We start from the raw sequence: 25,911 nt of genomic DNA on the forward strand, positions 1-25,911 counted from the left end.
CGGACACTCACCAACGCGACCTAGGGGCCCGCATGGAAACAGGCCGAGCCCGCCGCGGCGGGCTCGTCGCGCTCGCCGCCTGCATCGGCGCCTGGCTCGTCGGCAGCGGCTCCGGCGAGCAGGTCCGGCCCCCGCTGCCCTCCCCCGGCGAGGCGCTGAGCGCCCAGGCGCAGTACCCGGGGTCCATCTCCGCGCTCCCCGGATCCCCGCCCACCCGGATCCGGATCCCGTCCATCCGGGTGGACGCCCCGCTCATGGGGCTCGGCCTGCAGTCCGACGGCAGCCTCGAAGTGCCGCCGCCCGCCCGCCGGGACCTGGCCGGCTGGTACCGCGACGGGACCACCCCGGGCGCCACGGGCACCGCGGTCGTCGCGGGACACGTGGACGACGCCACCGGCCCGGCGGTCTTCTACCACCTCGGCGCGCTGCGCCGCGGGGCCCTGATCGAGGTGGCCCGCGCTGACGGGCGTACGGCCGTGTTCACCGTCCACGCGGTGGAGGTCTACGACGCCAAGGCCTTTCCCGACGCGCGCGTCTACGGGCCTTCGCCGCGCGCCGAGCTCCGCGTCATCACTTGCGGCGGCGGCTTCTCCCCGCGCACCGGCTACCAGGGCAACGTGGTCGTCTTCGCCCACCTCACGGGCACCTACTGACTAACCAGCGCCGGCGCCGGACTCCGCTCCGTCCCTGCTCGGCCACGGGCCGCCCGCGCCGAGGCGCTCCGCGCCCACCAGCCGCCCGGAGGACCGTCCGAGGGCCTCGCGCAGCGGGGCCTCCAGCTCCGGCCGGATGCCGATGACCGGGCGCATGGCGGTACGGAAGGGACGGGCCGGCCGCGGGGGTCCGTAGACCAGGGGCCGGATGCCCGGGACGTTCGCGGCGCGCAGCAGGGTTTCGTCGGAGTGGGCGCGCAGGGCGGCGGCGAACCCGTCGTGGCGGGCGAGCGGATCGCGCGTGCGGGCGCGGTGGTGGATCCAGGCTCCGACGGGTGCCAGCCGGGTGGCGGCGATGTCGTAGTGGCAGAAGGCGAGGGCTGGCGAGTCGGCCTGGGCCCGGAAGAACTCCGCGAGGTCGGGGCCGCGGAACCGGCGCAGCATTCCGGTGGAGACGTAGACGGTGGCCACCTCCGGGAGGTCGAAGGCGTTGCCGTGGACGAACCGGCAGTCGAGCCCCTCGGAGCGGGCCAGCCGGTCGGCCTCGGCGACCAGCGCGGCGTCGAGGTCGACCCCGATGAGTTCCACGCCGGGTCCCAGGGCGCCGGTGGCGGCGAGCCGGCGGACGAGGTGGCCGAGCCCGCAGCCGATGTCGACGAGGCGGAAGCGGCCGCGGCGCCCGGTGAGCTCGCGGACGGTTTCGAAGACCGGGCCGAGGATCCGCGCCAGTCCTTCGTCGAGGCGCAGTTCCTCGCTGAGCCGCTGCATCCCGGTGTGTGCACCGATCATCAGGCGGTCGACGGCGAGCGGATCGAGTACGTCGTCGGGGCCGGCCGGCAGTTGCGCGGCGATACGCGCCCCGCGCCGGTCACCGCTGTCCGCGAGCCTGCGGACCACGTCGCCGCGGCGTACGGGCAACCGGGCCAGACTGTGCGGGTCGGTGACGGTGATCAGGTCTGATATTTCGAGACGGGGCACGTCCCGAACCTTACGCCCCAGGTCAGCCCCATTGTTCGAGGCCCAGCTTGACGACCAGGGCACCGACCACCGTCAGGAGGACCCCGCGGACGAACCCGCTCCCCTTCTTCAGCGCCATCCGGGCGCCGATCATGCCGCCGGCGAGGTTGAAGGCGGCCATCAGGGCGGCCAGCTGCCACAGCACCATGCCCTGGTAGGCGAACATCGCGAGCGCCCCGGCGTTGGTGCACACGTTGACGATCTTCGCGGTGGCGGAGGCGGTGACCAGGTCGAGGTGGAGCAGGGCGGTCAGGGCCAGGACGAGGAAGGTGCCGGTGCCGGGGCCGATGAGGCCGTCGTAGAAGCCGATGCCCAGACCGGCCAGGGCGATGGCCAGCAGCACGCGTTGGCGGCTGACGGGGGTGGCTCCGGGCGCGGTGCCGAAGGCGGGGCGGAAGATGACGAAGCCCGCGACCACCACCAGGACGGCCATGATCAGCGGGCGCATCGCGTCCTTGCTGATCCCGCCGGCCAGGGCGGCTCCGCCCATCGAGCCGATGAGGGCGGCCAGTCCGATGCGGACGGCCAGTTTCACGTCCACCGTGGTCTTGCGCAGGTAGGTGACGGCCGCGCCCGAGGTGCCGACGATGGCCACGGCCTTGTTGGTGCCGAGGACGGTGGCGGGGTGGGCGTTCGGCAGACCGAGCAGCAGGGCGGGCAGGAGCAGCAGGCCGCCGCCGCCCACGACGGCGTCGATCCAGCCGGCCGCCGCGGCGGCCACGCACAAGATGATGATCATGGTTGTCGATATGTCAGGCACGGCCCCGACCCTACGGAGCCGTTGGCTGTAACAGCCATCAATCCCGGGAAACTTGCGCAAAGGTTGAGGTTCCACTGGAAGGCACCCGGTCGGGGGCCGCCGGAGCCGCCGGGTCCACCACCACCGTCAGCACGCTCGCGGCCAGCACGCTGGCCAGCCCGAGCCCGGCCGCCAGCCGCCGCGCGGGCGGTACGCAGGCCAGCGCGGCCCGCGCCATGTGCGCCGGGGAGGTACGCGGCCTGCGGTGCCGGGCGACCGCCGCGACGGCCGGGCCGGGCCCGACCGGTACGGACACCGCCGGTACGGACACGGACAGGGCGACGTGGAGCGGGTGACGCATGATGCAACGGCCTCTCGGGAGCGGGAGCGGAGTCAGGATCGGGATCAGGCAGCTCAGAAGCCGAAGCACTCCGAGTGGATGCGGCCGGCCGGCACCCCGGCCCGCAGCAGCGCCGACTGGGTGGCGTCCGCCATCCCCGGCGGCCCGCACAGGTACACGTCGTGCTCCGCCAGGTCCGGGACCAGCCCGAGCAGCGCCCGCGGAGCCAGCGGATCGTAGGCCTCGTCCGAACGCCCGAGCAGGTAGTGCAGCCCGGCCCGCCGTTCGGCGGCGATGGCCTCCAGCTCGGAGCGCAGGACCAGTTGCTCCTCGGCCCCGGCCCGGTAGAGCAGGGTGATGTCCCCGGGCCCGCCGGGCAGCGTCTCGAACAGGGCCCGCATCGGGGTGATCCCGACGCCGCCGGCGATCAGCAGCACCTTGGTCCGGGTCCGCCGGGCGGCGGTGAGCGCCCCGAAGGGGCCGGTGGCGATGACCCGGGTGCCGGGGCGCAGCCGGCGGATCCGGCGGGAGTGGCCGCCGAGGGCCTTCACGGTGATGCGCAGGGTGTCCCCGCGGACCGGCGCCGACAGCGAGAACGGCAGCGCGGTGTGCCACAGCCGCCGCTGGAGGAACCGCCAGCGCAGGAACTGCCCCGGCTCGGCGCGCAGTTCCGCGAGGTGCTCCCCGTAGACGACGACGGAGACCACCCCCGGCCCCTCGGCGCGGACCTCGGCGACGCGCAGCGCGTGCCGCAGGGCCTGGCGTACGGGGACCACGGCGCGGTACCAGACGAGCAGGACGGCGACGACGGCGTGCGCCAGGGCCCAGAACCAGGCGGCGAGGGCCAGGTCGGGCCCGGCGAGCTGGTGCCCGAAGGCCAGGGCGGCGGCGAGGTAGACCAGCAGGTGCACCCCGCGCCAGGTTTCGTGCGGGACCCGGCGGCGTACGGATCGGGCGGAGGTGATGCCGACGGCGGCCAGCAGGACGGTGCCGGCGGCCGCGGCGGCCAGGGCCGGGTAGCCGAGCAGGCCCCGGACGGCGGAGAGGACGTCGATCCCCTCGTGGACGGTGTACCCGCACAGGGCGAGGAGCCCGTGCCCGAAGCAGAGCAGGAGGACGTGGCGGCCGCCCAGGGCGTGCCAGCGGGCGAGCCGGTCGGCGCCGACGCCGTGCTCGACGGCGGGGACCCGGGCCATCAGGAACAGCAGCACGAGGACCCCGTACCCGGCGAGCAGGCCGGACAGGTGGGCGGCGGTCGCGAAGAGGGCGTCGAGCCGGGCCGAGGGCTGCACCTGGGCGGCCCACAGCAGGGTCACGACCCCCGCCCCACCGAGCATCCCGCCCTTGACCCGTACCGCCGCATCTCGCATACGGGCCACGCTAAGGGCGCTCCGGGCGGCTCTCCGGCCCTCCCGGTGATCCTTAAGGCGGCCTTGAGGAACGCCTCACGGACCCTTAACCCGGACGCTGAGGTCGGCGTTCCGTGCGGGTAACAACCGCGATGCGGCGGGGAAACAGCGGCCGCGCACGCTCGTGTCATGACCTCGGAACAGCAGCGTGTGGTGGTGATCGGCGGTGGGCTCGCGGGCCTGCGGGTCGCGGCCCGGCTCGGCGCGGGAGTGACCGTCCTCGGCGAGGAGGCCCACTCCCCCTACAACCGGGTGCTGCTCGCGGAGGTCCTGGCGGGCCGGTACGCGCCGGAGGTGATCACGCTCCCGTCCCCCGGCCCGGCGCTGCGCCGGGGGGTCCGGGCGGTCCGGATCGACCGGGCGGAACAGGTGGTGCACTGCGACGACGGAACGGTCGAGCCGTACTCCACCCTGGTCCTGGCCACGGGCTCCAACCCGGTGCTCCCCGCCCTGCGCGGCCTGTTCGAACCGGAAGGGCGGGAACTCCCCCAGGGGGTCCACGCGTTCCGCACCATGGACGACTGCCTGGCCCTGTCCGGGGCCGTACGTCCCGGCGTGCGCGCGGTGGTGATCGGCGGCGGCCTCCTCGGCGTCTCGGCGGCCCGCGCCCTGGCCGAGCGCGGCGCCCAGGTGGTCCTGGCTCAGCAGGGCGAACGCCTGATGGAGCGCCAACTCGACGCGGAAGCCTCGGCGCTGCTGCGGCTGCACCTGGCCGGCCTGGGCGTGGAGATCCACACGGAATGCCGGGTGCGCGGGCTGTCGACCACCACCGCAGCTCCGCTCCCGGGGCTCCGCCCCGGACCCCGCGCCTCAATCGCCGGCGGGGCTGAAATTTTCCAGCCGCACCTTGCCGGCGGCATCAGCCAAAATCCAGCCCCGCCGGCGTTTGAGGCGCGGGTCCGGGCAGAGCCCGGAACGCCGCGCAGGGTCACCGGGGTCGAACTCGCCGACGGCTACCGCCTGGACGCCGACCTCGTCGTCCTCGCCTGCGGCGTCCGCCCCCGCACGGGCCTGGCCCAAGCCGCCGGCCTCGCGGTCAGCAAGGGCATCCTCGTCGACGACGAGCTCCGCACCAGCGACCCCCGCATCCACGCCATCGGCGACTGCGCCGAGCACGCGGGCCGGGTCTACGGCCTGGCCGGCCCCGCCCTGGACCAGGCCGACGCCCTCGCGGGAGTACTCCTCGGCACCGGCCGGGGCATCGAAACCACCCGGGAGACCGGCGCAGGCACCCCCTACACCGGGACCCGGGCCCTGACCCGCCTCACCCTCACCGCCGGCGGCGACCACCCGCTCGACCTCGCCGCCTTCGGCGAGACCACCCCGCTCCCCGGCGACGACGTGGTCCGGCTCACCGACGCCACCCGCCGCACCTACCGCAAGGTCGTCGTCCGCGGCGACCGCCTCGTCGGCGGGGTCCTGCTCGGCGAACTCTCCAGCGTGGGGGCCCTCGCCCGCAGCTGGGAGGAGAGCGCCGCTCTCACCGACGAGCACGGCCCGACCGACCTGTTCCACCTGCTCACCGACGACGGAGGCTCCTGATCATGGCCGCAGCCACGCCCACGCCCACCCCCGCCATCGTGCTCATCGGCCACGGCATGGTCGGCCAGCGCTACCTGGAGGCACTCGCCGAGCGGGGCGCCACCGCCACGCACCGGATCACCGTGCTCTGCGAGGAGCCCCGGCCCGCCTACGACCGGGTGCACCTGACCTCGTACTTCTCCGGCAGCACCCCGGAGGACCTGTCGATGACCCCGGCCGGGTTCATGGCGGAGCACGGGATCACCCTGCACCTCGACGACCCCGCCGAGACCGTCGACCGGGAGGCCCGTACCGTCACCTCCCGGTCGGGGCGGGTGTTCCCGTACGACGTGCTCGTGCTCGCGACCGGCAGTTACCCCTTCGTGCCGCCCGTCCCCGGCAAGGACGCCCCGGGCTGTTTCGTCTACCGCACCATCGAGGACCTCCTCGCGATCGAGGAGTATGCCAAGACCCGGACCACCGGCGCCGTGGTCGGCGGCGGGCTGCTCGGGCTGGAGGCCGCGGGCGCGCTCAAGGGGCTCGGACTGGCCACCCGCGTCGTGGAGTTCGCGCCCCGGCTGATGCCCGTACAGGTCGACGAGGGCGGCGGCGCGGCGCTGCTGCGCACCATCGAGAACATGGGGCTCACCGTCCATACGGGCGTCGGCACCCAGGAGGTGGTGACGGGCGAGGACGGTTCGGTCAGCGGCATGAAGCTGTCCGACGGTTCCACGGTCCCCGCCGATCTGGTCGTCTTCTCCGCGGGCGTCCGCCCCCGCGACCAGCTCGCCCGCGACTCGGGCCTGACCGTCGGCGAGCGCGGTGGCATCGCGGTCGACGCCCACTGCCGCACCTCCGACCCGCAGATCTATGCCATCGGCGAGTGCGCGCTGGCCGCCGACGGCCGCGTCTACGGACTGGTCGCCCCCGGCTACGAGATGGCCGAGACGGCCGCCGAGGACCTGCTGGGCCGGGAGAAGGAGTTCACCGGGGCCGACCTCTCCACCAAGCTCAAGCTGCTCGGCGTGGACGTGGCCTCCTTCGGCGACGCGCACGGCGCGACCGAAGGCAGCCTCGACGTCGTCTACTCCGACTCCCGCTCCGGGGTCTACAAGAAGGTGGTCGTCTCCTCCGAAGGCGTCCTGCTCGGCGGGGTCCTGGTCGGCGACGCCGATTCCTACGGGCTGCTGCGCCCGCTCACCGGCTCCGTGCCGCCCGTCACCCCCGAGCAGCTGGTGCTGCCCGCCGGGGTGGGGGCGCCGGTGGCGCTCGGCCCGGCCTCGCTCCCCGACCACGCGGTGATCTGCTCCTGCCACAACGTCACCAAGAAGGCCATCACCGAGCACACCACCCTGCCCGAGGTGAAGAAGTGCACCAAGGCGGGCACCGGCTGCGGCAGTTGCCTCAAGGTGATCGGCCAGCTGCTGCCGGCCGCCGCCGACAAGGGGCTGTGCGGCTGCTTCCCCTTCACCCGCGCCGAGCTCTACGAGATCGTCCGGACCCTGCGCGTGACCTCGTACGAGCAGCTCCTCGACAGCCACGGCCGCGAGGGCGCCCGCGGCGGCGAGGGCTGCGAGGTCTGCAAGCCGGCCTTCGGTTCGATCATCGCCTCGCTCGCCCCCACCCTGGGCGCCAGCGGCTACGTCCTGGACCGCGAGCAGGCCGCGCTCCAGGACACCAACGACCACTTCCTCGCGAACATGCAGCGCAACGGCTCGTACTCGGTCGTCCCGCGCATCCCCGGCGGCGAGATCACCCCGGACAAGCTCATCGTGATCGGCGAGGTGGCCCGCGACTTCGGCCTCTACACGAAGATCACCGGCGGCCAGCGCATCGACCTCTTCGGCGCCAGCGTGGACCAGCTCCCCCGCATCTGGGCCCGGCTCGTCGACGCCGGATTCGAATCCGGGCACGCGTACGGGAAGGCCCTGCGGACGGTGAAGTCCTGCGTGGGCCAGACCTGGTGCCGCTACGGGGTCCAGGACTCCGTGCGCATGGCCATCGACCTGGAGCTGCGCTACCGGGGGCTGCGCGCCCCGCACAAGCTGAAGTCGGCGGTCTCCGGCTGCGCCCGCGAGTGCGCGGAGGCGCAGAGCAAGGACTTCGGGGTCATCGCGACGGCCAGCGGCTGGAACCTCTACGTCGGCGGCAACGGCGGAGCCACCCCGCGCCACGCCGATCTGCTGGCCCAGGACCTTTCGGACGCCGAACTGGTCCGGCTCATCGACCGGTTCCTGATGTTCTACATCCGCACCGCCGACCGCCTGGAGCGCACCTCCACCTGGCTGGACCGGCTGGAGGGCGGCCTGGACCACCTGCGGGACGTGGTCGTGCACGACTCGCTGGGGCTCTGCGCCGAGCTGGAGTCGCTGATGGCGGACCACGTGGCGCACTACCGCGACGAGTGGGCCGAGACGCTGGAGGACCCGGAGCGGCTGCGCCGGTTCGTGTCCTTCGTCAACGCGCCCGGCGCCCCCGACCCGACCGTGAAGTTCGTCCCCGAGCGCGACCAGGTCAAGCCCGACCTGGCGATCCTCACCCTGGAGCCCGTAGGAGGCACCCGATGACCGTCGAACTGCAGGTGGACGAAGGCTGGCTGACGGTGTGCGAGCTGTCCTCCCTGGTCCCCGGGCGCGGGGTCGCGGCCCTGCTGCCCGACGGGAGCCAGGCCGCGGTGTTCGTCGACCGCAAGGGGCGCCCGTACGCCATCGGCAACCGGGACCCCTTCACCGGGGCGTACGTGCTCTCGCGCGGGCTGGTCGGCTCGGCGGCCGGCCGGGCCTTCGTGGCCTCCCCGCTGCTCAAGCAGCGCTTCGACCTGGAGTCGGGGCGCTGCCTGGACGACGAGGAGGTGGCGGTCCGGACGTACCCGGTGCGGACCGCCGCGACCTCGTCCTGAGGACCGGGCCGGATCCCGGCCCGGGGCTCAGCCCTGGATCATCGACGGGTCCATCCACATGATCTCCCAGGTGTGCCCGTCGAGGTCGTCGAAGGCGCGGCCGTACATGACGCCGTGGTCCTGGGCGGGGCGGGGCTCGGTGGCCCCGGCCCCCAGGGCCCCGTCGACGAGCTCGTCGACCGCGGTGCGGCTCTCGGCGCTCAGACACAGCAGCACTTCGGAGGTCTTGGTCGCGTCCGCGATGGCCTTGTGGGTGAAGTCCTTGTACCGGGCCTCGGTCAGGAACATGGCCACGATCGATTCGGTGATGGGCATCGAGGCGCAGTTCTCGTCGGTGAACTGGGCGTTGAAGCCGTAGCCGAGCTTGCTCCAGAAGGTCTTGGTGGCCTCGAGGTCCTTGACCGGCAGGTTGACGAAGATCATGGTGGAGGACATCGCGGTCTCTCTTCTCTCGGTGCGTTTCCGTTGCTTTCGAGAGGTAGACCGGGGCGCCCCGGGAAACTCATCGCTCCCCCGCGAACTTTTTTCCGATGACCTGAAAGCGCAGGTCAGGCGGGGTCAGGCAGGGGTCAGGCGGTTGCCAGCCCCAGTTCCAGGGCGGCCAGCGGGATGAAGCCGAGCCCGTCCGAGCTCTGCAGTGGGGCCTCGGCGCCGTTCAGCCGCTTGTGCATGGTCAGCGCGATCCGCTCGCCCATCGCCTTGGCGCGCTCCGCGTTCGGACCGCGGTGCAGTCCGTCGATCGTGGCGCGCCACAGCTGCACCCAGCGGCCGAAGTCCTCGGCGGTCAGCTCGCGGGCCGAGTGCAGGGCGGCGTGCGGGGCGAAGGCGTTGCGCCGGTAGTCGGCGCTGCGGAACAGGGCCCGCTCCCAGAAGTCGGTGATCCGGGGCAGGTGCACGTCGAGGTCGGTGCCGGCGAGCTCGGTGAAGAACGGCCCGATCCCCGGGTCGGCGAAGGCGGCCGTGTAGAAGCGGCGCAGCACGACGTCGAGGTCGGCGCGGCCGGAGATGTCGGCGTCGGCGGCGAAGTGGTTCATTGCTCCACCATCCTCCCCCAAGGCGAAGCCCACCCAGGGGAGAAAGTCCCGCGATAGGTCACATCAGGCCAGACAGCGCCGAAAAACACGCTCCGGAGCTCGGAATTCAACGCACATGAATTCGATAACCGGAGCGTGTGTTCGAGCACATGTCCTATCGGGCCCTCACGTCCCCTTGAGCAGCGCCGCCCCCAGCGGCGTGACCGTGTGCAGGACGGCGTTGCCCCGGCGCAGGGTGGTCACCAGGCCGGCCTCCCGCATCACCCCGGCGTGCTGGCTCGCGGAGGCCAGCGAGACCCCGGCACGGCGGGCCAGCTCGCTCGTGGTGGCTCCGTCGCCGATGGCCTCGAGGACCACCGAGCGGGTGTGCCCGACGAGCTTGCCCAGGGTGCGCTGGCGGTACCGGCGCTGCTCCTCCGCCGGACGGGCCGCCTCCCCGCCCGGCTGGGCCGAAGCCAGCTGCGCCGCGGCCGGGTAGACCAGCACCGGCGGCAGCTCCGGGTCGTGCAGGGTCACCGCCGTGCGCCGGCAGAAGAAGGACGGCTGGAGCAGCAGCCCGCGCCCCCGTAGCCGTACGTCACGGTCCACGGGGTAGTCGCACTCCAGGACCGGAGCCCGCCAGCGCAGCATGGACGGCAGCGAGGCGAGCAGCTCGTCCGCTCCGCCGTCGAGCAGCGCACGGCCGCGGGCGGCCCGCTCGGCTTCGATCTGGGCCTGGATGTGCGTCCAGTAGGGCTCCACGGCGGCCCGGTGGTAGCCGCGCAGTTCGCCCATGAGCCGGGGCAGGTGCGCGGTGGCACCCTCCATGAAGTCCCGCAGCCGCCGCGGGACGGGGGCGTCGGCGCCCGTAGCCGCGCGGGCACCCATAGCCGCTCGGGCACCCGAATCCGCGGGCATACCGAAGGCCGCTGCCATGCCGGAGCCCTCACCCGCGCTCCGGCCGAGGATGGCGAGCTCCCGGCGCATCCGCTCGGGACGGATCCCGCGCAGGGCGTCGAGGCCCACGTCCCATCCGTACTGACCCTCCACCGGGGTCAGGAAATCGGGGAAATAGCCCCGGCTGGGTATCAGCGCACCCAGCAGCCGTGTTTCACCATTCAACCTGCTCCGGGTTTCCGTGCGCCATTCACCGAAGAGCCGGGTATCTCGCCGGTCTCTTAAACGGTGAAAACTCAGAATCGTTTCCCACAACGCATCGGGACGACCTGCCATCCTTACGCGAGCGAGGTCCACTCCAGTGAAATGGATACGCAGCACCGAACCCCCACCTGTGCAACCGCAATCCCCCCGCCCCATGAGTATGCACGCCGTCACACGTGGTCACCATGGCCTTTCAGCCACAGTTGAAACCCCTTTCGGCGGGGGCGTGACAACCGAAATCCTGTACTCCGCCGGGCACACTCCGGCGCGACCGAAACGCTCCGCGAAGGCCGTGGGGGGCTTTGCGGGGCCTGGCGGTCGGTCGCACCGGGAAGCGCCGACGTGTCCGGCGGATAGGCGGCAGGCGGTGGACGGGTGGGGATCCGTCCACCGCCTGGTGCCGTTAAGGCGTATGGAACAACATTGAACCAATATTGACCCGGCCGGGCCCGCCCGGAACGGCCCGGAACGACGGGATCGACCGGAAGAGCCGGGAACAGCGGCGAACATCCGGGAACAGCCGGGAAATAGGCGCGCCTGCCGCCGGGTGTCAGGGAACCCGGGGGCAGGCGCAGTCCAAGCGGGCCCCACGACGGGGCCAGGGGGCGGTCAGCGGCTGTCGCTGCCCTTCGCCTCGGCGGCGGCGCGGCCGGCCTCCAGGCGCGCGACCGGGATCCGGAACGGCGAGCAGGAGACGTAGTCCAGTCCGACCTCGTGGAAGAAGTGGACGGACTCGGGGTCGCCGCCGTGCTCTCCGCAGACGCCGAGCTTGAGGTCGGGGCGGGTGGCCCGGCCGGCCTCGACGGCGCTGCGGACCAGCGAGCCGACGCCGTCGCGGTCGATGGTCTCGAAGGGAGAGACCCCGAAGATGCCCTTCTCCAGGTACGCGGTGAAGAAGCTGGCCTCGACGTCGTCGCGGGAGAAGCCCCACACCGTCTGGGTCAGGTCGTTCGTACCGAAGGAGAAGAACTGCGCGGCCTCGGCGATCTGGCCGGCGGTCAGCGCGGCGCGCGGCAGCTCGATCATGGTGCCGATGGTCAGCTTGAGGTTGGTGCCGGTGGCGGCCTCCACCTCGGCGATGACCCGGTCGGCCTCCTCGCGGACGATCTCCAGCTCCTGGACCGTGCCCACGAGCGGGACCATGATCTCGGCGCGCGGGTCGCCCTTGGCGTTCTTGCGCTCGGCGGCGGCCTCGGCGATGGCCCTGACCTGCATGGCGAACAGGCCGGGGATGACCAGGCCGAGGCGGACACCGCGCAGACCCAGCATCGGGTTCTGCTCGTGCAGCTTGTGGACGGCCTGGAGCAGGCGCAGGTCGTTCTCGTTGTGGTCCTTGCGGGACTCGGCGAGGGCGACGCGGACCGACAGCTCGGTGATGTCGGGCAGGAACTCGTGCAGCGGCGGGTCGAGGAGCCGGACGGTGACGGGCAGCCCGTCCATCGCCTCGAACAGTTCGACGAAGTCCTTCTTCTGGAGCGGCAGGAGGGCACTCAGTGCCTCCTCGCGCTCCTTGTCGGTGTCCGCGAGGATCAGGCGCTCGACCATCTCGCGGCGCTCGCCCAGGAACATGTGCTCGGTGCGGCACAGGCCGATGCCCTGGGCCCCGAAGCGGCGGGCGCGCAGCGCGTCCTCGGCGTTGTCGGCGTTGGCGCGCACGCGCAGCCGGCGGACGCGGTCCGCGTAGGCCATGATCCGGTGCACGGCGCCGACCAGCTCGTCGGCGTCGTCGGCTCCGGCGTGCATGCGGCCCTCGAAGTACTCGACGACCGGGGACGGTACGACCGGTACCTCACCCAGGTACACCTTGCCGGTGGAGCCGTCGACGGAGACGACGTCGCCCTCTTCGATGACCTGACCGCCGACCGTCATCCGGCGGCGCTTGGTGTCGACCTCGAGGTCCTCCGCGCCGCAGACGCAGGTCTTGCCCATGCCGCGGGCGACGACGGCGGCGTGCGAGGTCTTGCCGCCGCGCGAGGTCAGGATGCCCTCGGCGGCGATCATGCCGTCCAGGTCGTCGGGGTTGGTCTCGCGGCGGATCAGGATGACCTTCTCGCCGGAACGGGACCACTTGACGGCCGTGTACGAGTCGAAGACGGCCTTGCCGACGGCCGCACCCGGGGAGGCGGCGATGCCGCGGCCGAGCAGCTCGGTCTTGGAGTCCTCGTCGAAGCGCGGGAACATCAGCTGCGCCAGCTGCGCGCCGTTGACGCGCTGGAGCGCCTCGGCCTCGGTGATCAGGCCCTGGTCCACGAGCTGGGTCGCGATGCGGAAGGCGGCACCGGCGGTGCGCTTGCCGACGCGGGTCTGGAGCATCCACAGCTGGCCGCGCTCGATGGTGAACTCGATGTCGCAGAGATCCTTGTAGTGGTTCTCCAGCTTCGTCATGATCGTCATGAGCTGGTCGTACGAGGCCTTGTCGATGGCCTCCAGGTCCGCCAGCGGGACGGTGTTGCGGATGCCCGCGACCACGTCCTCGCCCTGGGCGTTCTGGAGGTAGTCGCCGTAGACGCCCGCGTGGCCGCTGGCCGGGTCGCGGGTGAAGGCGACGCCGGTGCCCGAGTCGGGACCGAGGTTGCCGAAGACCATGGAACAGATGTTGACGGCGGTGCCCAGGTCGCTCGGGATGCGCTCCTGGCGGCGGTAGAGCTTGGCGCGGTCGGTGTTCCAGGAGTTGAAGACCGCCTCGACGGCGAGGTCCATCTGCTCGCGGGCGTCCTGCGGGAACTCGCGGCCGGCCTCCTTCGCGACGATCTTCTTGAAGCGGGTGACCAGCTTCTTGAGGTCGGCGGCGTCGAGGTCGGTGTCGACCGTGACCTTCTTGGCGGCCTTGGCCTGGTCGAGGGCGTCCTCGAAGAGCTCGCCCTCCACTCCGAGGACGGTCTTGCCGAACATCTGGATGAGGCGGCGGTACGAGTCCCACGCGAAGCGCGCGTCACCGGCCTGGGTGGCGAGGCCGGTCACGGACGCATCGGAGAGGCCGATGTTGAGGACGGTGTCCATCATGCCGGGCATCGAGAACTTGGCACCGGAACGCACGGAGACCAGCAGCGGGTCGTCCGACTGGCCGAGCTTCTTGCCCATCTTCGCCTCGAGGGCGGCGAGGTGCGCGCTGACTTCCTCGCGCAGCGCGGCCGGGGCCTCGCCGCTTTCGAGGTAGACCTTGCAGGCCTCGGTGGTGATGGTGAAGCCGGGAGGGACCGGCAGACCCAGGTTGGTCATCTCGGCGAGGTTGGCACCCTTGCCGCCGAGAAGGTCCTTGAGGTCGCGGTTGCCCTCGGTGAAGTCGTAGACGAACTTCTGATCTTTGTTTTCCGACACGGGTCTCGACTCCTCGAGGCTCGGTGGCTGCCCTGACGGCCAGGAACATACCCAGATCGAAGGCTTATGGGTACGTCCACTTGGCCGTCATGTGGCCGTAACCACCCACCCGCCAGCAGATCGAATGTAACTGGCGAGTAGCCAGAACATACGAAGAGCCTTCATCTCCCGAAGACTGAGGGGCTCACTGAGGCCTGTTCACGCTCGGATGAGCGATCATCGATACATTTGCGTTCAATACTTGAACGCACAAAGGGTGGCACCCAGTGCCACCCTTTGAAAGTCTTACCCGTGACTTACGCGCTCATCTGAGCGAAACCTCACCCATGCGTGGCGTATGTCACGCCGCCGCTGGCACGGTTTGCCAGCGATTTCTCAGCCTCCGGACGTGTCCAGTTCGGCTTCCTCGCTCACGCCCGCGCAGTCGTACGGATCCTTCAACCAGCCCTCGGGCAGGACAACCCGGTTGTTTCCGGACGTACGGCCGCGCGGACCGTCCGCACTCTCGGGCCACGGCTGGTCCAGATCGAGCTCGCTCAGATGAGCGTCCAGTTCGGCCAGGGAGGAGGTGACCGCGAGCTTCTGCCGCATCTCCGAACCCACCGAGAAGCCCTTGGTGTACCAAGCCACGTGCTTACGGAAGTCGATCACCCCGCGCGCCTCGTCGCCGATCCACTCCCCCAGCAGCTGGGCATGGCGGAGCATGGTCTGCCCGACCTCCCGCAGCGTGGGCTTGTGGAAGTCCTCGGGGCGCCCCTCGAAGGCCGCGACCAGGTCGTTGAAGAGCCACGGCCGCCCCAGGCAGCCCCGCCCCACGACCACGCCGTCGCAGCCGGTCTCGCGGACCATGCGCAGCGCGTCCTCGGCGCACCAGATGTCCCCGTTGCCGAGCACCGGGATCTCGGGGACGTGCTCCTTGAGCCGCGCGATGGCCTCCCAGTCGGCGGTGCCCCCGTAGTGCTGGGCGGTGGTGCGGCCGTGCAGGGCTATGGCGGTGATGCCCTCCTCGACGGCGATCCGGCCGGCGTCGAGATAGGTGAGGTGCTCGTCGTTGATGCCCTTGCGCATCTTCATGGTGACGGGGAGGTCGCCGGCGCCGGCGACGGCCTCGCGCAGGATCGCGCGCAGCAGGTTGCGCTTGTACGGGAGGGCCGAGCCGCCACCCTTGCGGGTGACCTTGGGGACCGGGCAGCCGAAGTTGAGGTCGATGTGGTCGGCGCGGTCCTCCTCGACGATCATGCGGACCGCCTTGCCGACCGTCACGGGGTCGACCCCGTACAGCTGGATGGACCGGGGCTTCTCGGTCTCGTCGAAGTGGATGAGCTGCATGGTCTTCTCGTTGCGCTCGACCAGGGCCCGGGTCGTGATCATCTCGCTCACGAACAGCCCCTTGCCGCCCGAGAACTCGCGGCACAGGGTACGGAACGGGGCATTGGTGATGCCGGCCATCGGCGCGAGCACCACCGGGGGCTGCACGGTGTGCGGGCCGATCGCGAGAGGCGGGGGGAGCGTGGTCATCCCCCCATTGTCGCGCAGACGCGCCGGTCCTCATATTTCTTTAGTTAGGCGTACTATCGGCATCATGCGTGACTTGAGCCCCAGGAGACGCCTGCTCGTCCTGGCGATCTGCTGCATGAGCCTGCTCATCGTCAGCCTGGACAACACCGTACTGAACGTGGCCCTCCCCTCCATGCGCCGCGAACTGGGCGCCTCCGTCGCCGGCATGCAGTGGACGATCGACGCGTACACGCTGGTCCTGGCCTCGCTGCTGATGCTGGCCGGTTCCACGGCGGACCGGATCGGGCGCCGCAAGGTCTTCACCGTCGGGCTCGTGCTCTTCACCGCCGGGTCGGTGCTCTGCTCGCTCGCGCCGAGCCTGGGCTGGCTGATCGCCTTCCGGATGGTCCAGGCGGTCGGCGGCTCGATGCTCAACCCCGTCGCCATGTCGATCATCACCAACACCTTCACCGACCCGCGCGAGCGGGCCCGCGCCATCGGCGCCTGGGGTGCGGTGGTCGGTATCTCCATGGCCGCGGGACCGCTGGTCGGAGGCCTGCTCGTGGACACCGTGGGCTGGCGGTCCATCTTCTGGATCAACCTCCCCGTCGGACTCCTCGCCCTCGCGCTGACCCTGCGCTACGTCCCCGAGTCGCGGGCCGAGCACCCCCGCCGCCCGGATCCGGTCGGACAGCTGCTGGTCATGGGGCTGCTCGGCTCGGTGACCTACGGGATCATCGAAGCCCCGGCCGCCGGCTGGCACTCCCCGCTGATCCTGGGCTGCGCGGCGCTCGCCGTGGGCTCCCTGGCCGGGCTGCTGACCTACGAGCCCCGGCGGGCGGAGCCCCTGATCGACCCGCGGTTCTTCCGCAGCGCCCCCTTCAGCGGGGCCACGGTGATCGCGATCAGCGCCTTCGCCGCGCTGTCCGGGTTCCTGTTCCTGAACACCCTCTACCTCCAGGAGGTACGGGGCCTCGACGCGCTGCACGCCGGGCTGTACATGCTGCCGATGGCGGCGCTCGCCTTCCTGTGCGCACCCGTGTCGGGGCGGCTGGTCGGCACCCGGGGGCCGCGGCTGCCGCTGGTGGTCGCCGGAGTGACCATGGCCGCGAGCGGGCTGCTGTTCGCCGCCTTCTCCGCCGAGAGTTCGACACCCCTGCTGTTCTGCGGGTACGTGCTCTTCGGGCTCGGGTTCGGCATGGTGAACGCCCCGATCACCAACACGGCGGTCTCCGGGATGCCCCGCGCACAGGCGGGCGTGGCCGCCGCGGTCGCCTCCACCAGCCGGCAGACCGGCGGGACCCTGGGCGTGGCCGTCGTGGGCGCGGTACTGGCCGCCGGACTGGCGGGCTCCGCGTCCGCCCCCGGGGCCGGCTCCGGCCCCGCGTCCGCCGCCGACTTCCTGGCGGCGGCCGAGCCCGCCTGGTGGATCATCACGGTCTGCGGGCTGCTCGTCCTGGTCGTCGGCCTCCTGACCAGCGGCCGGTGGGCCCGCGCCACGGCCCTGCGCACGGCCCGCACCCTGGAGCCCGAGCCCGACCCGGCCCGGACGGGCGCTCCGCCGCGCGTCTGACCGTAGGCAGGGCGTTGCGCCTGGCGTCGTGCCCGGCCGGGCGGCCTCGCCCTACTCCGCGCAGTCGAAGTCCTCGGCGCGCGAGTCGATCCTGGCCAGCAGGCCGCGCAGGACGTCCTGGTCCTGCTGCGAGAGGCCCGCGAAGAGGCCGAGCTCGACCGCGTCGAGGGCGGCGTTGGTCTTGGCGAGCACGACGGCCCCGGCGTCGGTGATGGCCACGTTGTGGCGGCGACGGTCGGTCGGGTCCCGGCGGCGCTCGACGAGGCCCTCGCCCTCCAGGTCGTTGAGGATCCCCACGAGCACGCTCGGGTCCACCTCCAGCCGTTCGGCCAGCGCCCGCTGGCCCACGGGGCCGTCGGACAGGTGCATCAGGGTCATCGCGTGGCGCGGGGTGAGCCCGGCGGCGCTGAGCGCCTTCTTCATCCGGGTCTGGGTGACCGATCCGTGCCAGGCCAGGAGCAGGCCCAGCCGCTGCGGGTGGTGCGAGGACTCCTGAGGCGCCGTCATGGCCACATCGTAACAACTCGGAAATGATTGTGGCCTATCGATCGTTGATGATATTCAATGATCTGACATCGCCGATCGTTGGAGTTCATCATGTTCATCGCCTACGCCGTCGTCGGCGTCCTGCTCGCCCTCACCCTCACCGCCTCCGCCGCCCTCACGCTGCGACGCAACCCCGCGATCGTCTCGAACATGCAGAAGGTGGGCGTGCCCGACTCCTGGCTGCCGCGCCTGGCCGGCCTCAAGGCGGCGGGCGCGATCGGCCTGGTCGCGGGCCTGTGGCTGGCCCCGCTGGGCGTCGCGGCCGCCGTGGGCGTGACGCTCTACTTCATCGGGGCCGTCATCGCGCACCTGCGCGCGAAGGACTACGAACTCGCCCCGGCGGCGGTCCTGACCCTGGTCGCGGCGGCCGCCCTGACCCTGCGGCTGGCCGGCTGACCTCCTCCGGGCGACACGGGGCCGGCCCCCTGGACAGATACTCTGCGCAGAGATAGTCTGCGTACAGAACATCTGCCGAGGAGGCCACCATGTGGAAGTACGAGCACGGCATCGAGACCACCGCCACGCCCGGGGCGATCTGGGCCCTGTGGGCCGACGTCGAGAACTGGGGCACCTGGAATGCCGACATCGAGAAGATCGAGCTCCGCGGCCCCTTCGCGGCGGGCGCCCTGATCACGATGACCCCGGCCGGCCAGGACCCCGTGGAACTGCTCGTCGCGGAGGCGGTCGAAGGCGAGTCGTTCGTCGACGAGGCACGCTTCGCCGGGCTGGTCCTGCGGACCAGCCACCGGATCGAGGCGCTCGGCCCGGACCGCAGCCGGGTGGTGTACCGGATGGAGATCACCGGCGAGGGCGCCGACGAGGTCGGCCCGGAGATCGGCCCGGCCATCACGGGCGACTGGCCCGAGACCATGGCCGCACTGGTCCGGGCCGCACTGGCCCAGGCCGCTCGGGGCTGACCGGCCGATGGCCCTGACCCCCGGCGAGAGCCCCGGATTCCTGCTCTGGCACGCCACGCTGCGCTGGCAGCGCGGCATCACCGCGACCCTGGGCCCCCTGGGCCTGACCCATGTGCAGTTCGTCCTGCTCGCCTGCACCTGGTGGCTCAACGGCCAGGGCGAACATCCCAACCAGCAGACCCTGGCGAAGCAGGCCGGCACCGACGTGAAGATGACCTCCCAGGTGGTGCGGACCCTGGAGCAGAAGGGGCTCGTCGCGCGCGAGGTAGACCCCGCGGACACCCGCGCCAAGCGGCTGCGCGTCACCGGAGCCGGGGCCGAGCTGGCGCCGCGGGCGATCGCCGCCGTGGAGCGGGTCGACGCGGAGTTCTTCCGGCCGGTGCCGCGCGAGGACGCCGTGACCCTCCTCAGTCGCCTGGCCCACCCCGAGGCCTGACGGCGCCCGTTCCGCGGTTCATCCACATGACGGGTGACAGATATTGAAATCTGTCACCCGTCATGTCATTCTCGTTCCATGACCTCATACGAGAGCACCAGCACCCAGACCGCACACCGCACCCTCGGCACCACCGGCCCCTCCGTCTTCCCGCTGGGGCTGGGCTGCATGGGGATGTCCGCCCTCTACGGGGAGGCCGACCGGGCCGAGTCCCTCGCCACCATCCACGCTGCCCTGGATGCCGGCGTCACGCTTCTCGACACCGGCGACTTCTACGGGATGGGGCACAACGAGCTCCTCATCGGCGAAGCCCTGCGCACCGCGCCCGCCGCGGCCCGCGAGAAGGCGCTGACCAGCGTGAAGTTCGGCGCCCTGCGCACCGTCGAAGGCGGATTCACCGGGTACGACGGGCGGCCGGAGGCCGTCAAGAACTTCCTGGCCTATTCGCTCCAGCGGCTCGGCCGGGACCACATCGACATCTACCGGATCGCGCGCGTGGACCCCTCCGTCCCGATCGAGGAGACCGTCGGCGCCATCGCCGAGGCCGTCGAGGCCGGGCACGTCCGCCACATCGGGCTCTCCGAGGTCGGCGCAGACACCCTGCGCCGCGCCGCCGCCGTGGCCCCGATCGCCGACCTCCAGATCGAGTACTCCCTGATCTCGCGCGGGATCGAGGAAGAGATCCTGCCGACCGCCCGGGAGCTCGGGATAGGCATCACGGCGTACGGGGTGCTCTCCCGCGGCCTGATCAGCGGGCACTTCACCCGCGAGCGGGAGCTGGCCCCGAACGACTTCCGTGGGATGAGCCCGCGCTTCCAGGGCGACAACCTCGACCGGAACCTCGACCTGGTCGACGCCCTGCGCAAGGTCGCCGACGCGAAGGGCGTCAGCGTCGCGCAGACCGCCATCGCCTGGGTGCTCTCGCGCGGCGGGGACATCGTGCCGCTGGTGGGCGCCCGGAGCCGCGAGCGGCTCGGCGAGGCGCTGGGCGCCCTGGAGATACGCCTGTCCCCCGCCGACCTCGCCGCCATCGAGGAAGCGGTTCCGGTCGGCTCCGCGGCCGGGGAGCGGTATCCGGCGGCGCAGATGGCCCACCTGGACAGCGAGCACTGATCCGGCTGTACGGTCGTACTCATGCCCCCCGCAGCCGCCGAGCCCCTCAGCCCCGAGCGCATCCTCGCCACCACCGAGGAGGTGCTGCGCCGCTTCGGCCCCACCAAGGCGACCGTGGTCGACGTGGCGCGAGCCCTGGGCGTCAGCCACGGCAGCGTGTACCGGCACTTCCCGTCGAAGGCGGCGCTGCGCGAGGCCGTCACGGACCGCTGGCTCGCCAAGAGCGTGGTCATGCTGGAGGAGATCGCCTCGGCGCCGGCCGAGCCGGCCCCCTCCAAGCTGGAATCCTGGCTGGAGGCACTGTTCGAGGCCAAGCGCCACAAGGCGGGTGACGACCCGGAGCTGTTCGCGACGTACATCGTGCTGCTCGCCGAGAACAGCGGTGTGGTCGACCGGCATCTGACCGAGCTGATCGAGCAGTTGTCCCGGATCATCGGCGAGGGGGTCGCGGAGGGATCGCTCAGCGCGGCCGACGTCCCGGCCGCCGCCCGCGCGGTGTTCGATGCCACCGGCCGCTTCCACGATCCGCAGTACGCGGCGGACTGGCTTTCGCCGAGCATCATCGCGGAGTTCGAGGCGGTCACCGCCCTGATCATCCGGGGCCTGCGCGCCTGAAGTCAGGAACCGGCCATTCCGGACGGCTTGATCATCATTTTGGGCCCCGGCCCCTTGTCACACCCCTGCGGCGTTCTTACGTTCCCCTTACCGCACTTCATCAGGTCTGTTCCAGGGGGAACTTTGTCCGCTCAGGAAGTACCGGCAGCACAGTCCGGCCCACCGGCCCGGTCTGGAGCCGCTGCCGCCATCGGCTGGATCCTGACCATCGGATTCAACGTGGTCGCGCCGATCCTCACGTACAACATGCTGACCGACCGGGGCTGGAGCGAGTTCGCCGCGCTGCTGGTCAGCGGTGCCTGGCCGGTGGTGGACTCCGTGGTCCACCTCGCCTGGCGCCGCAAGGTCGACGAGTTCGCCGTGGTCACCCTGGTCTTCCTGGTGATCACCGCGCTCGTCACGCTGATCGGCACGCACTCGGCCCGCGCCCTGCTCATCAAGGACTCGGGGGTGACGGGGCTCTTCGGCGCGCTCTGCATCGCCACCCTCTTCGCTCCCCGCCCGCTGATGTTCTACTTCGGCCGGAAGTTCGGCACCGACGGGACCAAGGAGGGCGTGGCGTACTTCAACGGGCTCTGGCAGTACCCCGACTTCCGCAAGGCGATGCGGAAGATGACCACCGTCTGGGGCGTCGCCTACCTGGTGGAGGCCTCGCTGCGCGTGGTGCTGGCGTACCTGCTGAGCGTGGACACGATGGTCGTGGTCAGCCCTCTCCTGATCTACGGCTTCCTGCTCTCGCTGATCTTCTGGACCATCCGCTTCTCGAAGCGGACCCAGGCCGAGGGCCAGGCCAGGGCCGCGGCCCTGGCGGCTTCGGCCGCGGGGGGTCCGGCGCCCGCGTAACCGGGCTCCGACCGGGCCCTGACCGGGCCCTGAAAAAACGGCAGTGGCCCGGTGCGCATCGCGCGCCGGGCCACTGCCGTTCTCGCGGCGGGAACCTAGCAGCCGAGCAGGCGGCTGCCGAGGTAGCTCTGGATCTGGTCCAGGGAGACGCGCTCCTGCTTCATGGTGTCGCGCTCGCGCACGGTCACCGCGTTGTCGTCGAGGGTGTCGAAGTCGACGGTGACGCAGAACGGCGTACCGATCTCGTCCTGACGGCGGTAGCGGCGGCCGATGGCGCCAGCGTCGTCGAACTCGATGTTCCAGAACTTGCGCAGGTCCGCGGCGAGGCCCTTGGCCTTCGGCGAGAGCTGCGCGTTGCGGGACAGCGGCAGGACGGCGACCTTGACCGGGGCCAGGCGCGGGTCGAAGCGCATCACGGTGCGCTTCTCCATGACGCCCTTGGCGTTGGGGGCCTCGTCCTCGTTGAACGCGTCGAGCATGAAGGCGAGCATGGCGCGGTTGACGCCGGCCGCCGGCTCGATGACGTACGGGGTGTACTTCTCCTTGGTCTCCTGGTCGAAGTACACGAGCTCCTGGCCGGAGGCCGCGGAGTGGGCCTTGAGGTCGAAGTCGGTGCGGTTGGCCACGCCTTCGAGCTCGGAGAACTCATTGCCACCGAAGTTGAAGCGGTACTCGATGTCGGCGGTGCGCTTCGAGTAGTGGGACAGCTTCTCCTTCGGGTGGTCGTACCAGCGGATGTTCTCCTCGCGGATGCCGAGGTCGCGGTACCAGTTCCACCGCTCCTGCATCCAGTACTCCTGCCACTGCTCGTCCTCGCCCGGCTTGACGAAGAACTCCATCTCCATCTGCTCGAACTCGCGGGTGCGGAAGATGAAGTTGCCGGGCGTGATCTCGTTGCGGAAGGACTTGCCCATCTGCGCGATGCCGAACGGGGGCTTCTTGCGCGAGGTGGTCATCACGTGGGCGAAGTTGGTGAAGATGCCCTGGGCGGTCTCGGGGCGCAGGTACGCCTTGGAGCCGGTGTCCTGGGTCGGGCCGAGGTGGGTCTCCAGCATGCCGGAGAACTGCTTGGGCTCGGTGAACTGGCCCTTCACACCGCAGTTGGGGCAGTTGATGTCGGCCAGGCCGTTGGCGGGCACACGGCCGTGCTTGGCCTCGTACGCCTCTTCCAGGTGGTCGGCGCGGTGGCGCTTGTGACAGGAGGTGCACTCGGTCAGCGGGTCCGAGAAGGTGCCGACGTGGCCGGAGGCAACCCAGACCTCGGGGGCCAGGATCACGGACGAGTCGAGGCCGACGATGTCCTCACGTCCGGTGACCATCGCCTTCCACCACTGGCGCTTGATGTTCTCCTTGAGCTCGACACCGAGCGGACCGTAATCCCAGGCAGCACGGGAGCCGCCGTAGATGTCACTGCACGGGAAAACGAAGCCACGGCGCTTGCTCAGGCTGACGATGGTTTCGATCTTGTCGGCGGCCACGGTGCTCTCTTCATTTACGAGGACGAACGGCGAAGCCTCAAGGTTACCGGCGCCCGCACCCCCCCTTTCAAATCGGGACCCCCCTCCGCGGACGCCCTGCGCCTCTCCCACCTGGGTTTTTGACAATCGTTTCCATCTTTGATGAAAATGGATGTCATGAACGTACGACGCCTCATACCCACCGCCGCCCTCGCCGGAGCCGTTGCCCTCGCCGCCACGGCCCTCACCGCCTGCTCGGGCGCTGCCGGAGCCACCGGCGGCAAGGACGGCAAGCTCGACGTGATGGCGTCCTTCTATCCGATGCAGTTCCTCGCCGAGCAGATCGGCAAGGAGCACGTGAAGGTCGACACCCTGACCAAGCCCGGGGTCGAGCCGCACGACCTGGAAATCACCCCGAAGCAGACCGCGCAGCTCGGTGAGGCCGATGTGGTCCTCTACCTCAAGACGCTGCAGCCCGCCGTCGACAAGGCCGTCGCCCAGTCCGGCGTGAAGAACATCGTCGACGCCGCCACCCTCACCAAGCTGGAGGTGCACGGCAACTCCGGCCACGACCACGGCACGGAAGAGGGCGCCGCCGACGACCACGACCACAGCCACGGCGAAGCCGGCGAGGACCCCCACGTCTGGCTCGACCCGGTCAAGTACGCGGAGATCGCCAAGGGCGTGGGCGCGGCCCTGGAGAAGTCCGACCCCGACCACGCGGCGGACTACAAGAAGAACACCGACGAGCTGGTCGCCAAGCTGGGCGCGCTCGACACCGAGTTCAAGGACGGCCTGAAGAACACGGCCTCCAAGACCTTCATCACCACCCACTCCGCCTTCGGCTACCTCTCCGAGCGCTACGGGCTCGACCAGGAGGGCATCTCCGGCGTCGACCCCGAGTCCGAGCCGAGCCCGGCCCGGATGAAGGACCTGCAGGCCATCGCGAAGAAGGACAATGTCTCGACGGTGTTCTTCGAGACCCTGGCCAGCGACAAGACGGCCAAGACCCTCGCCACGGACACCGGCCTGAAGACCGATGTCCTGGACCCCCTCGAGGGAATCACGGACAAGTCCCAGGGCGCTGACTACTTCGAGGTCATGCGGTCCAACCTGAAGAACCTGCAGAAGGCGCTCGGCAACAAGTAATGGCAGTAGTAGCAACGGAGGCGCGAGCCATGGAGTCCGAGCCCACGCAGGCGCAGGACCAGCCCGTCATATCCCTGCGCGGGGCCACGGCCTCGCTCGGCTCGCGCCCCGTGCTGCGCGGGATCGACCTCGCCGTCCGCCGCGGCGAGGTCGTCGCGCTCCTCGGCGCCAACGGCTCCGGCAAGTCCACGGCCGTGCGCGCCGTGGTCGGCCAGGTCCCGCTGAGCTCCGGGGAGCTCTCGCTCTTCGGTACGGACTTCAAGCGCTTCCGCGACTGGTCGCGCATCGGGTACGTCCCGCAGCGCACCACCGCCGCGAGCGGGGTCCCCGCCACCGTCCGCGAGGTGGTCTCCGCCGGCCGCCTCGCGCGCACCCGCTTCGGGTTCCTGCGCAAGGGCGACAAGGCCGCCGTCGAGCGCGCGCTGGACCTGGTCGACATGGGTTCCCACGCCGACGCCTCGGTCAACGCCCTCTCCGGCGGGCAGCACCAGCGGGTGCTCATCGCCCGCGCGCTCGCCGTCGAACCCGAACTGCTGATCATGGACGAGCCGATGGCCGGCGTGGACCTGGCCAACCAGGAGGTCCTGGCGAACGCCCTGCGCACCCAGGTCGCCGCCGGCGCCACCGTCCTGCTCGTCCTGCACGAGCTGGGCCCGCTGGAGCCGCTGATCGACCGGGCCGTCGTCCTGCGCGACGGCTGCGTCATGCACGACGGGCCGCCCCCGGAGGCCCTGGGTCAGCACGCGCTGCCCGGCCACGACCACGTACACCCCCACGCGGCGCACGACGCCGAGCCGCTCCGGACGGGACTGCTGAGCTGATGGACCTCCTCGACTACGCCTTCATGCAGCGGGCCCTGATCGCCGCCGCCCTCGTCGGCATCACGGCCCCCGCGATCGGTACGTACCTCGTGCAGCGCCGCCAGGCCATCATGGGCGACGGCATCGGGCACGTGGCCATGACCGGTGTCGCGCTCGGCTTCCTGCTCAATACGAGCCCGGTCTGGATGGCCACCCTGGTCGCGGTCATCGGCGCGGTCGGCATGGAGCTGATCCGCTCCCGCGGCAGGACCAGCGGGGACATCGCGCTCGCCATGCTCTTCTACGGTGGCATGGCCGGCGGCGTGATGATCATCAACCTGGCTCCGGGCGGCTCCACGGCCAATCTGACCAGCTACCTGTTCGGGTCGATCACGACCGTCTCGGCCGAGGACACCATCACCGCCGTGGTCCTCGCCGTGTTCGTGATCGCGGTCACCGTCGGCCTGCGCCGCCAGCTGTTCGCGATCTGCCAGGACGAGGAGTTCGCCCGGGTCACGGGCCTGCCGGTGCGCTTCCTGAACCTGCTGCTGGCGGTCACCGCCGCCGTCACCGTCACCGTCGCGATGCGCATCGTCGGCCTGCTGCTGGTCAGCGCCATGATGGTGATCCCCGTCGCCGCCGCCCAGCGCGTCACCCGGGGCTTCGCCGCCACCCTGAGCCTGTCCATGCTGATCGGCGTCCTGGTCTCGCTCTCCGGCACGGCCGCGACGTACTACGTCGACGCGCCCTCCGGCGGCGCCATCGTGCTGCTCGCCATCGCCGTGTTCGTGGTCATGACGGCGGCGTCCACCCCCCTGGCCCGGCGCCGGGCGAAGGCCGCGCGGGCCGACGAAGAGGTCTGCACGCGCGATGACGTAAGGGTCTGAAGGCCTCG

At 71.1% G+C, this 25,911-nt stretch carries 25 protein-coding genes; 14 read left to right on the forward strand and 11 right to left on the reverse strand.

The window, feature by feature from the left end; genetic code table 11:
- The first annotated feature begins 32 nt into the window (after nucleotides 1-32).
- Nucleotides 33-653 (forward strand): class F sortase, encoded by a 621-nt coding sequence (locus tag OHU74_RS11360; protein ID WP_371615779.1) that lies wholly within the window; start codon nucleotides 33-35, stop codon nucleotides 651-653.
- Here the strand turns inward: OHU74_RS11360 and OHU74_RS11365 are convergent, their stop codons facing one another.
- From OHU74_RS11365 to OHU74_RS11380, 4 genes are read right to left on the reverse strand one after another with little or no spacing between them, the layout of a single operon-like run.
- Entirely contained in the window at nucleotides 654-1,631 is a 978-nt protein-coding gene (locus tag OHU74_RS11365) for a class I SAM-dependent methyltransferase (protein WP_371615780.1), read from the reverse strand. It lies immediately after the preceding gene.
- Nucleotides 1,632-1,653: 22 nt separating this feature from the next.
- A complete protein-coding gene (locus tag OHU74_RS11370; protein WP_371615781.1) occupies nucleotides 1,654-2,430 on the reverse strand; it encodes a sulfite exporter TauE/SafE family protein in 777 nt (258 codons plus the stop codon).
- A gap of 37 nt (nucleotides 2,431-2,467) precedes the next feature.
- Nucleotides 2,468-2,770, reverse strand: coding sequence for a hypothetical protein (locus OHU74_RS11375; protein ID WP_371615782.1), 303 nt, complete (start codon nucleotides 2,768-2,770; stop codon nucleotides 2,468-2,470).
- A 53-nt stretch (nucleotides 2,771-2,823) separates the two neighbouring features.
- Nucleotides 2,824-4,119, reverse strand: coding sequence for a ferric reductase-like transmembrane domain-containing protein (locus OHU74_RS11380; RefSeq protein ID WP_371615783.1), 1,296 nt, complete (start codon nucleotides 4,117-4,119; stop codon nucleotides 2,824-2,826).
- Nucleotides 4,120-4,287: 168 nt separating this feature from the next.
- On the opposite strand from OHU74_RS11380, the gene OHU74_RS11385 reads away from it, so the two are divergent.
- From OHU74_RS11385 to nirD, 3 genes are read left to right on the forward strand one after another with little or no spacing between them, the layout of a single operon-like run.
- A complete protein-coding gene (locus OHU74_RS11385; RefSeq protein WP_371615784.1) occupies nucleotides 4,288-5,700 on the forward strand; it encodes an NAD(P)/FAD-dependent oxidoreductase in 1,413 nt (470 codons plus the stop codon).
- A gap of 2 nt (nucleotides 5,701-5,702) precedes the next feature.
- On the forward strand, nucleotides 5,703-8,246 hold the full coding sequence (nirB, locus tag OHU74_RS11390) for a nitrite reductase large subunit NirB (protein ID WP_371615785.1): 2,544 nt from the start codon (nucleotides 5,703-5,705) through the stop codon (nucleotides 8,244-8,246).
- Complete coding sequence (gene nirD, locus OHU74_RS11395) at nucleotides 8,243-8,578, forward strand: nitrite reductase small subunit NirD (RefSeq protein WP_330296305.1); 336 nt, start codon at nucleotides 8,243-8,245, stop codon at nucleotides 8,576-8,578. The genes nirB and nirD overlap by 4 nt, the downstream gene beginning before the upstream one ends.
- A gap of 27 nt (nucleotides 8,579-8,605) precedes the next feature.
- On the opposite strand, the gene OHU74_RS11400 is transcribed toward nirD, so the two are convergent.
- From OHU74_RS11400 to dusB, 5 genes are all read right to left on the reverse strand, one after another.
- Nucleotides 8,606-9,013: a VOC family protein gene (locus OHU74_RS11400; protein WP_330296306.1), complete on the reverse strand. Its 408-nt coding sequence runs from the start codon at nucleotides 9,011-9,013 to the stop codon at nucleotides 8,606-8,608.
- A gap of 134 nt (nucleotides 9,014-9,147) precedes the next feature.
- Nucleotides 9,148-9,612 carry a group III truncated hemoglobin gene (locus tag OHU74_RS11405; RefSeq protein ID WP_371615786.1) on the reverse strand — a complete coding sequence of 155 codons (465 nt, stop codon included), beginning with the start codon at nucleotides 9,610-9,612 and terminating at the stop codon, nucleotides 9,148-9,150.
- Between the two features lie 165 nt (nucleotides 9,613-9,777).
- Complete coding sequence (locus tag OHU74_RS11410) at nucleotides 9,778-10,869, reverse strand: helix-turn-helix domain-containing protein (RefSeq protein WP_371615787.1); 1,092 nt, start codon at nucleotides 10,867-10,869, stop codon at nucleotides 9,778-9,780.
- A gap of 492 nt (nucleotides 10,870-11,361) precedes the next feature.
- Nucleotides 11,362-14,070, reverse strand: coding sequence for a pyruvate, phosphate dikinase (gene ppdK / locus OHU74_RS11415; protein WP_371615788.1), 2,709 nt, complete (start codon nucleotides 14,068-14,070; stop codon nucleotides 11,362-11,364).
- 375 nt (nucleotides 14,071-14,445) lie between these two features.
- Entirely contained in the window at nucleotides 14,446-15,588 is a 1,143-nt protein-coding gene (gene dusB, locus OHU74_RS11420; protein WP_330296310.1) for a tRNA dihydrouridine synthase DusB, read from the reverse strand.
- A gap of 64 nt (nucleotides 15,589-15,652) precedes the next feature.
- Here dusB and OHU74_RS11425 point away from each other — a divergent pair, with 64 nt between their 5' ends.
- A complete protein-coding gene (locus tag OHU74_RS11425; protein ID WP_371615789.1) occupies nucleotides 15,653-17,140 on the forward strand; it encodes an MFS transporter in 1,488 nt (495 codons plus the stop codon).
- A gap of 51 nt (nucleotides 17,141-17,191) precedes the next feature.
- Here OHU74_RS11425 and OHU74_RS11430 read toward each other — a convergent pair whose 3' ends face one another.
- The gene (locus OHU74_RS11430) at nucleotides 17,192-17,647 is read right to left on the reverse strand and encodes a MarR family winged helix-turn-helix transcriptional regulator (RefSeq protein WP_371615790.1); all 456 of its coding nucleotides are present in this window, start codon (nucleotides 17,645-17,647) and stop codon (nucleotides 17,192-17,194) included.
- Nucleotides 17,648-17,737: 90 nt separating this feature from the next.
- Between OHU74_RS11430 and OHU74_RS11435 the strand changes: the two genes are divergently transcribed.
- From OHU74_RS11435 to OHU74_RS11460, 6 genes are all read left to right on the forward strand, one after another.
- Entirely contained in the window at nucleotides 17,738-18,082 is a 345-nt protein-coding gene (locus tag OHU74_RS11435; RefSeq protein ID WP_371615791.1) for a DoxX family protein, read from the forward strand.
- A gap of 89 nt (nucleotides 18,083-18,171) precedes the next feature.
- Nucleotides 18,172-18,603 (forward strand): SRPBCC family protein, encoded by a 432-nt coding sequence (locus OHU74_RS11440; protein WP_371615792.1) that lies wholly within the window; start codon nucleotides 18,172-18,174, stop codon nucleotides 18,601-18,603.
- Nucleotides 18,604-18,610: 7 nt separating this feature from the next.
- The gene (locus OHU74_RS11445; RefSeq protein ID WP_371615793.1) at nucleotides 18,611-19,039 is read left to right on the forward strand and encodes a MarR family winged helix-turn-helix transcriptional regulator; all 429 of its coding nucleotides are present in this window, start codon (nucleotides 18,611-18,613) and stop codon (nucleotides 19,037-19,039) included.
- A gap of 78 nt (nucleotides 19,040-19,117) precedes the next feature.
- Nucleotides 19,118-20,152, forward strand: a complete 1,035-nt coding sequence (locus OHU74_RS11450) for an aldo/keto reductase (protein ID WP_371615794.1) — start codon at nucleotides 19,118-19,120, stop codon at nucleotides 20,150-20,152.
- Between the two features lie 21 nt (nucleotides 20,153-20,173).
- Nucleotides 20,174-20,767 (forward strand): TetR family transcriptional regulator, encoded by a 594-nt coding sequence (locus tag OHU74_RS11455; protein ID WP_330296317.1) that lies wholly within the window; start codon nucleotides 20,174-20,176, stop codon nucleotides 20,765-20,767.
- Nucleotides 20,768-20,890: 123 nt separating this feature from the next.
- On the forward strand, nucleotides 20,891-21,610 hold the full coding sequence (locus OHU74_RS11460; protein WP_371615795.1) for a VC0807 family protein: 720 nt from the start codon (nucleotides 20,891-20,893) through the stop codon (nucleotides 21,608-21,610).
- A gap of 95 nt (nucleotides 21,611-21,705) precedes the next feature.
- On the opposite strand, the gene OHU74_RS11465 is transcribed toward OHU74_RS11460, so the two are convergent.
- Entirely contained in the window at nucleotides 21,706-23,088 is a 1,383-nt protein-coding gene (locus tag OHU74_RS11465) for a glycine--tRNA ligase (protein WP_328298545.1), read from the reverse strand.
- A 156-nt stretch (nucleotides 23,089-23,244) separates the two neighbouring features.
- Here OHU74_RS11465 and OHU74_RS11470 point away from each other — a divergent pair, with 156 nt between their 5' ends.
- From OHU74_RS11470 to OHU74_RS11480, 3 genes are read left to right on the forward strand one after another with little or no spacing between them, the layout of a single operon-like run.
- Nucleotides 23,245-24,216 (forward strand): metal ABC transporter substrate-binding protein, encoded by a 972-nt coding sequence (locus tag OHU74_RS11470; RefSeq protein WP_371615797.1) that lies wholly within the window; start codon nucleotides 23,245-23,247, stop codon nucleotides 24,214-24,216.
- A 29-nt stretch (nucleotides 24,217-24,245) separates the two neighbouring features.
- Entirely contained in the window at nucleotides 24,246-25,037 is a 792-nt protein-coding gene (locus tag OHU74_RS11475; protein WP_371615798.1) for a metal ABC transporter ATP-binding protein, read from the forward strand.
- Complete coding sequence (locus OHU74_RS11480) at nucleotides 25,037-25,903, forward strand: metal ABC transporter permease (protein ID WP_371615799.1); 867 nt, start codon at nucleotides 25,037-25,039, stop codon at nucleotides 25,901-25,903. The genes OHU74_RS11475 and OHU74_RS11480 overlap by 1 nt, the downstream gene beginning before the upstream one ends.
- The last annotated feature ends 8 nt before the right edge of the window (nucleotides 25,904-25,911 follow it).

This window comes from Streptomyces sp. NBC_00454, assembly GCF_041434015.1.
Taxonomy (GTDB): Bacteria; Actinomycetota; Actinomycetes; order Streptomycetales; family Streptomycetaceae; genus Streptomyces.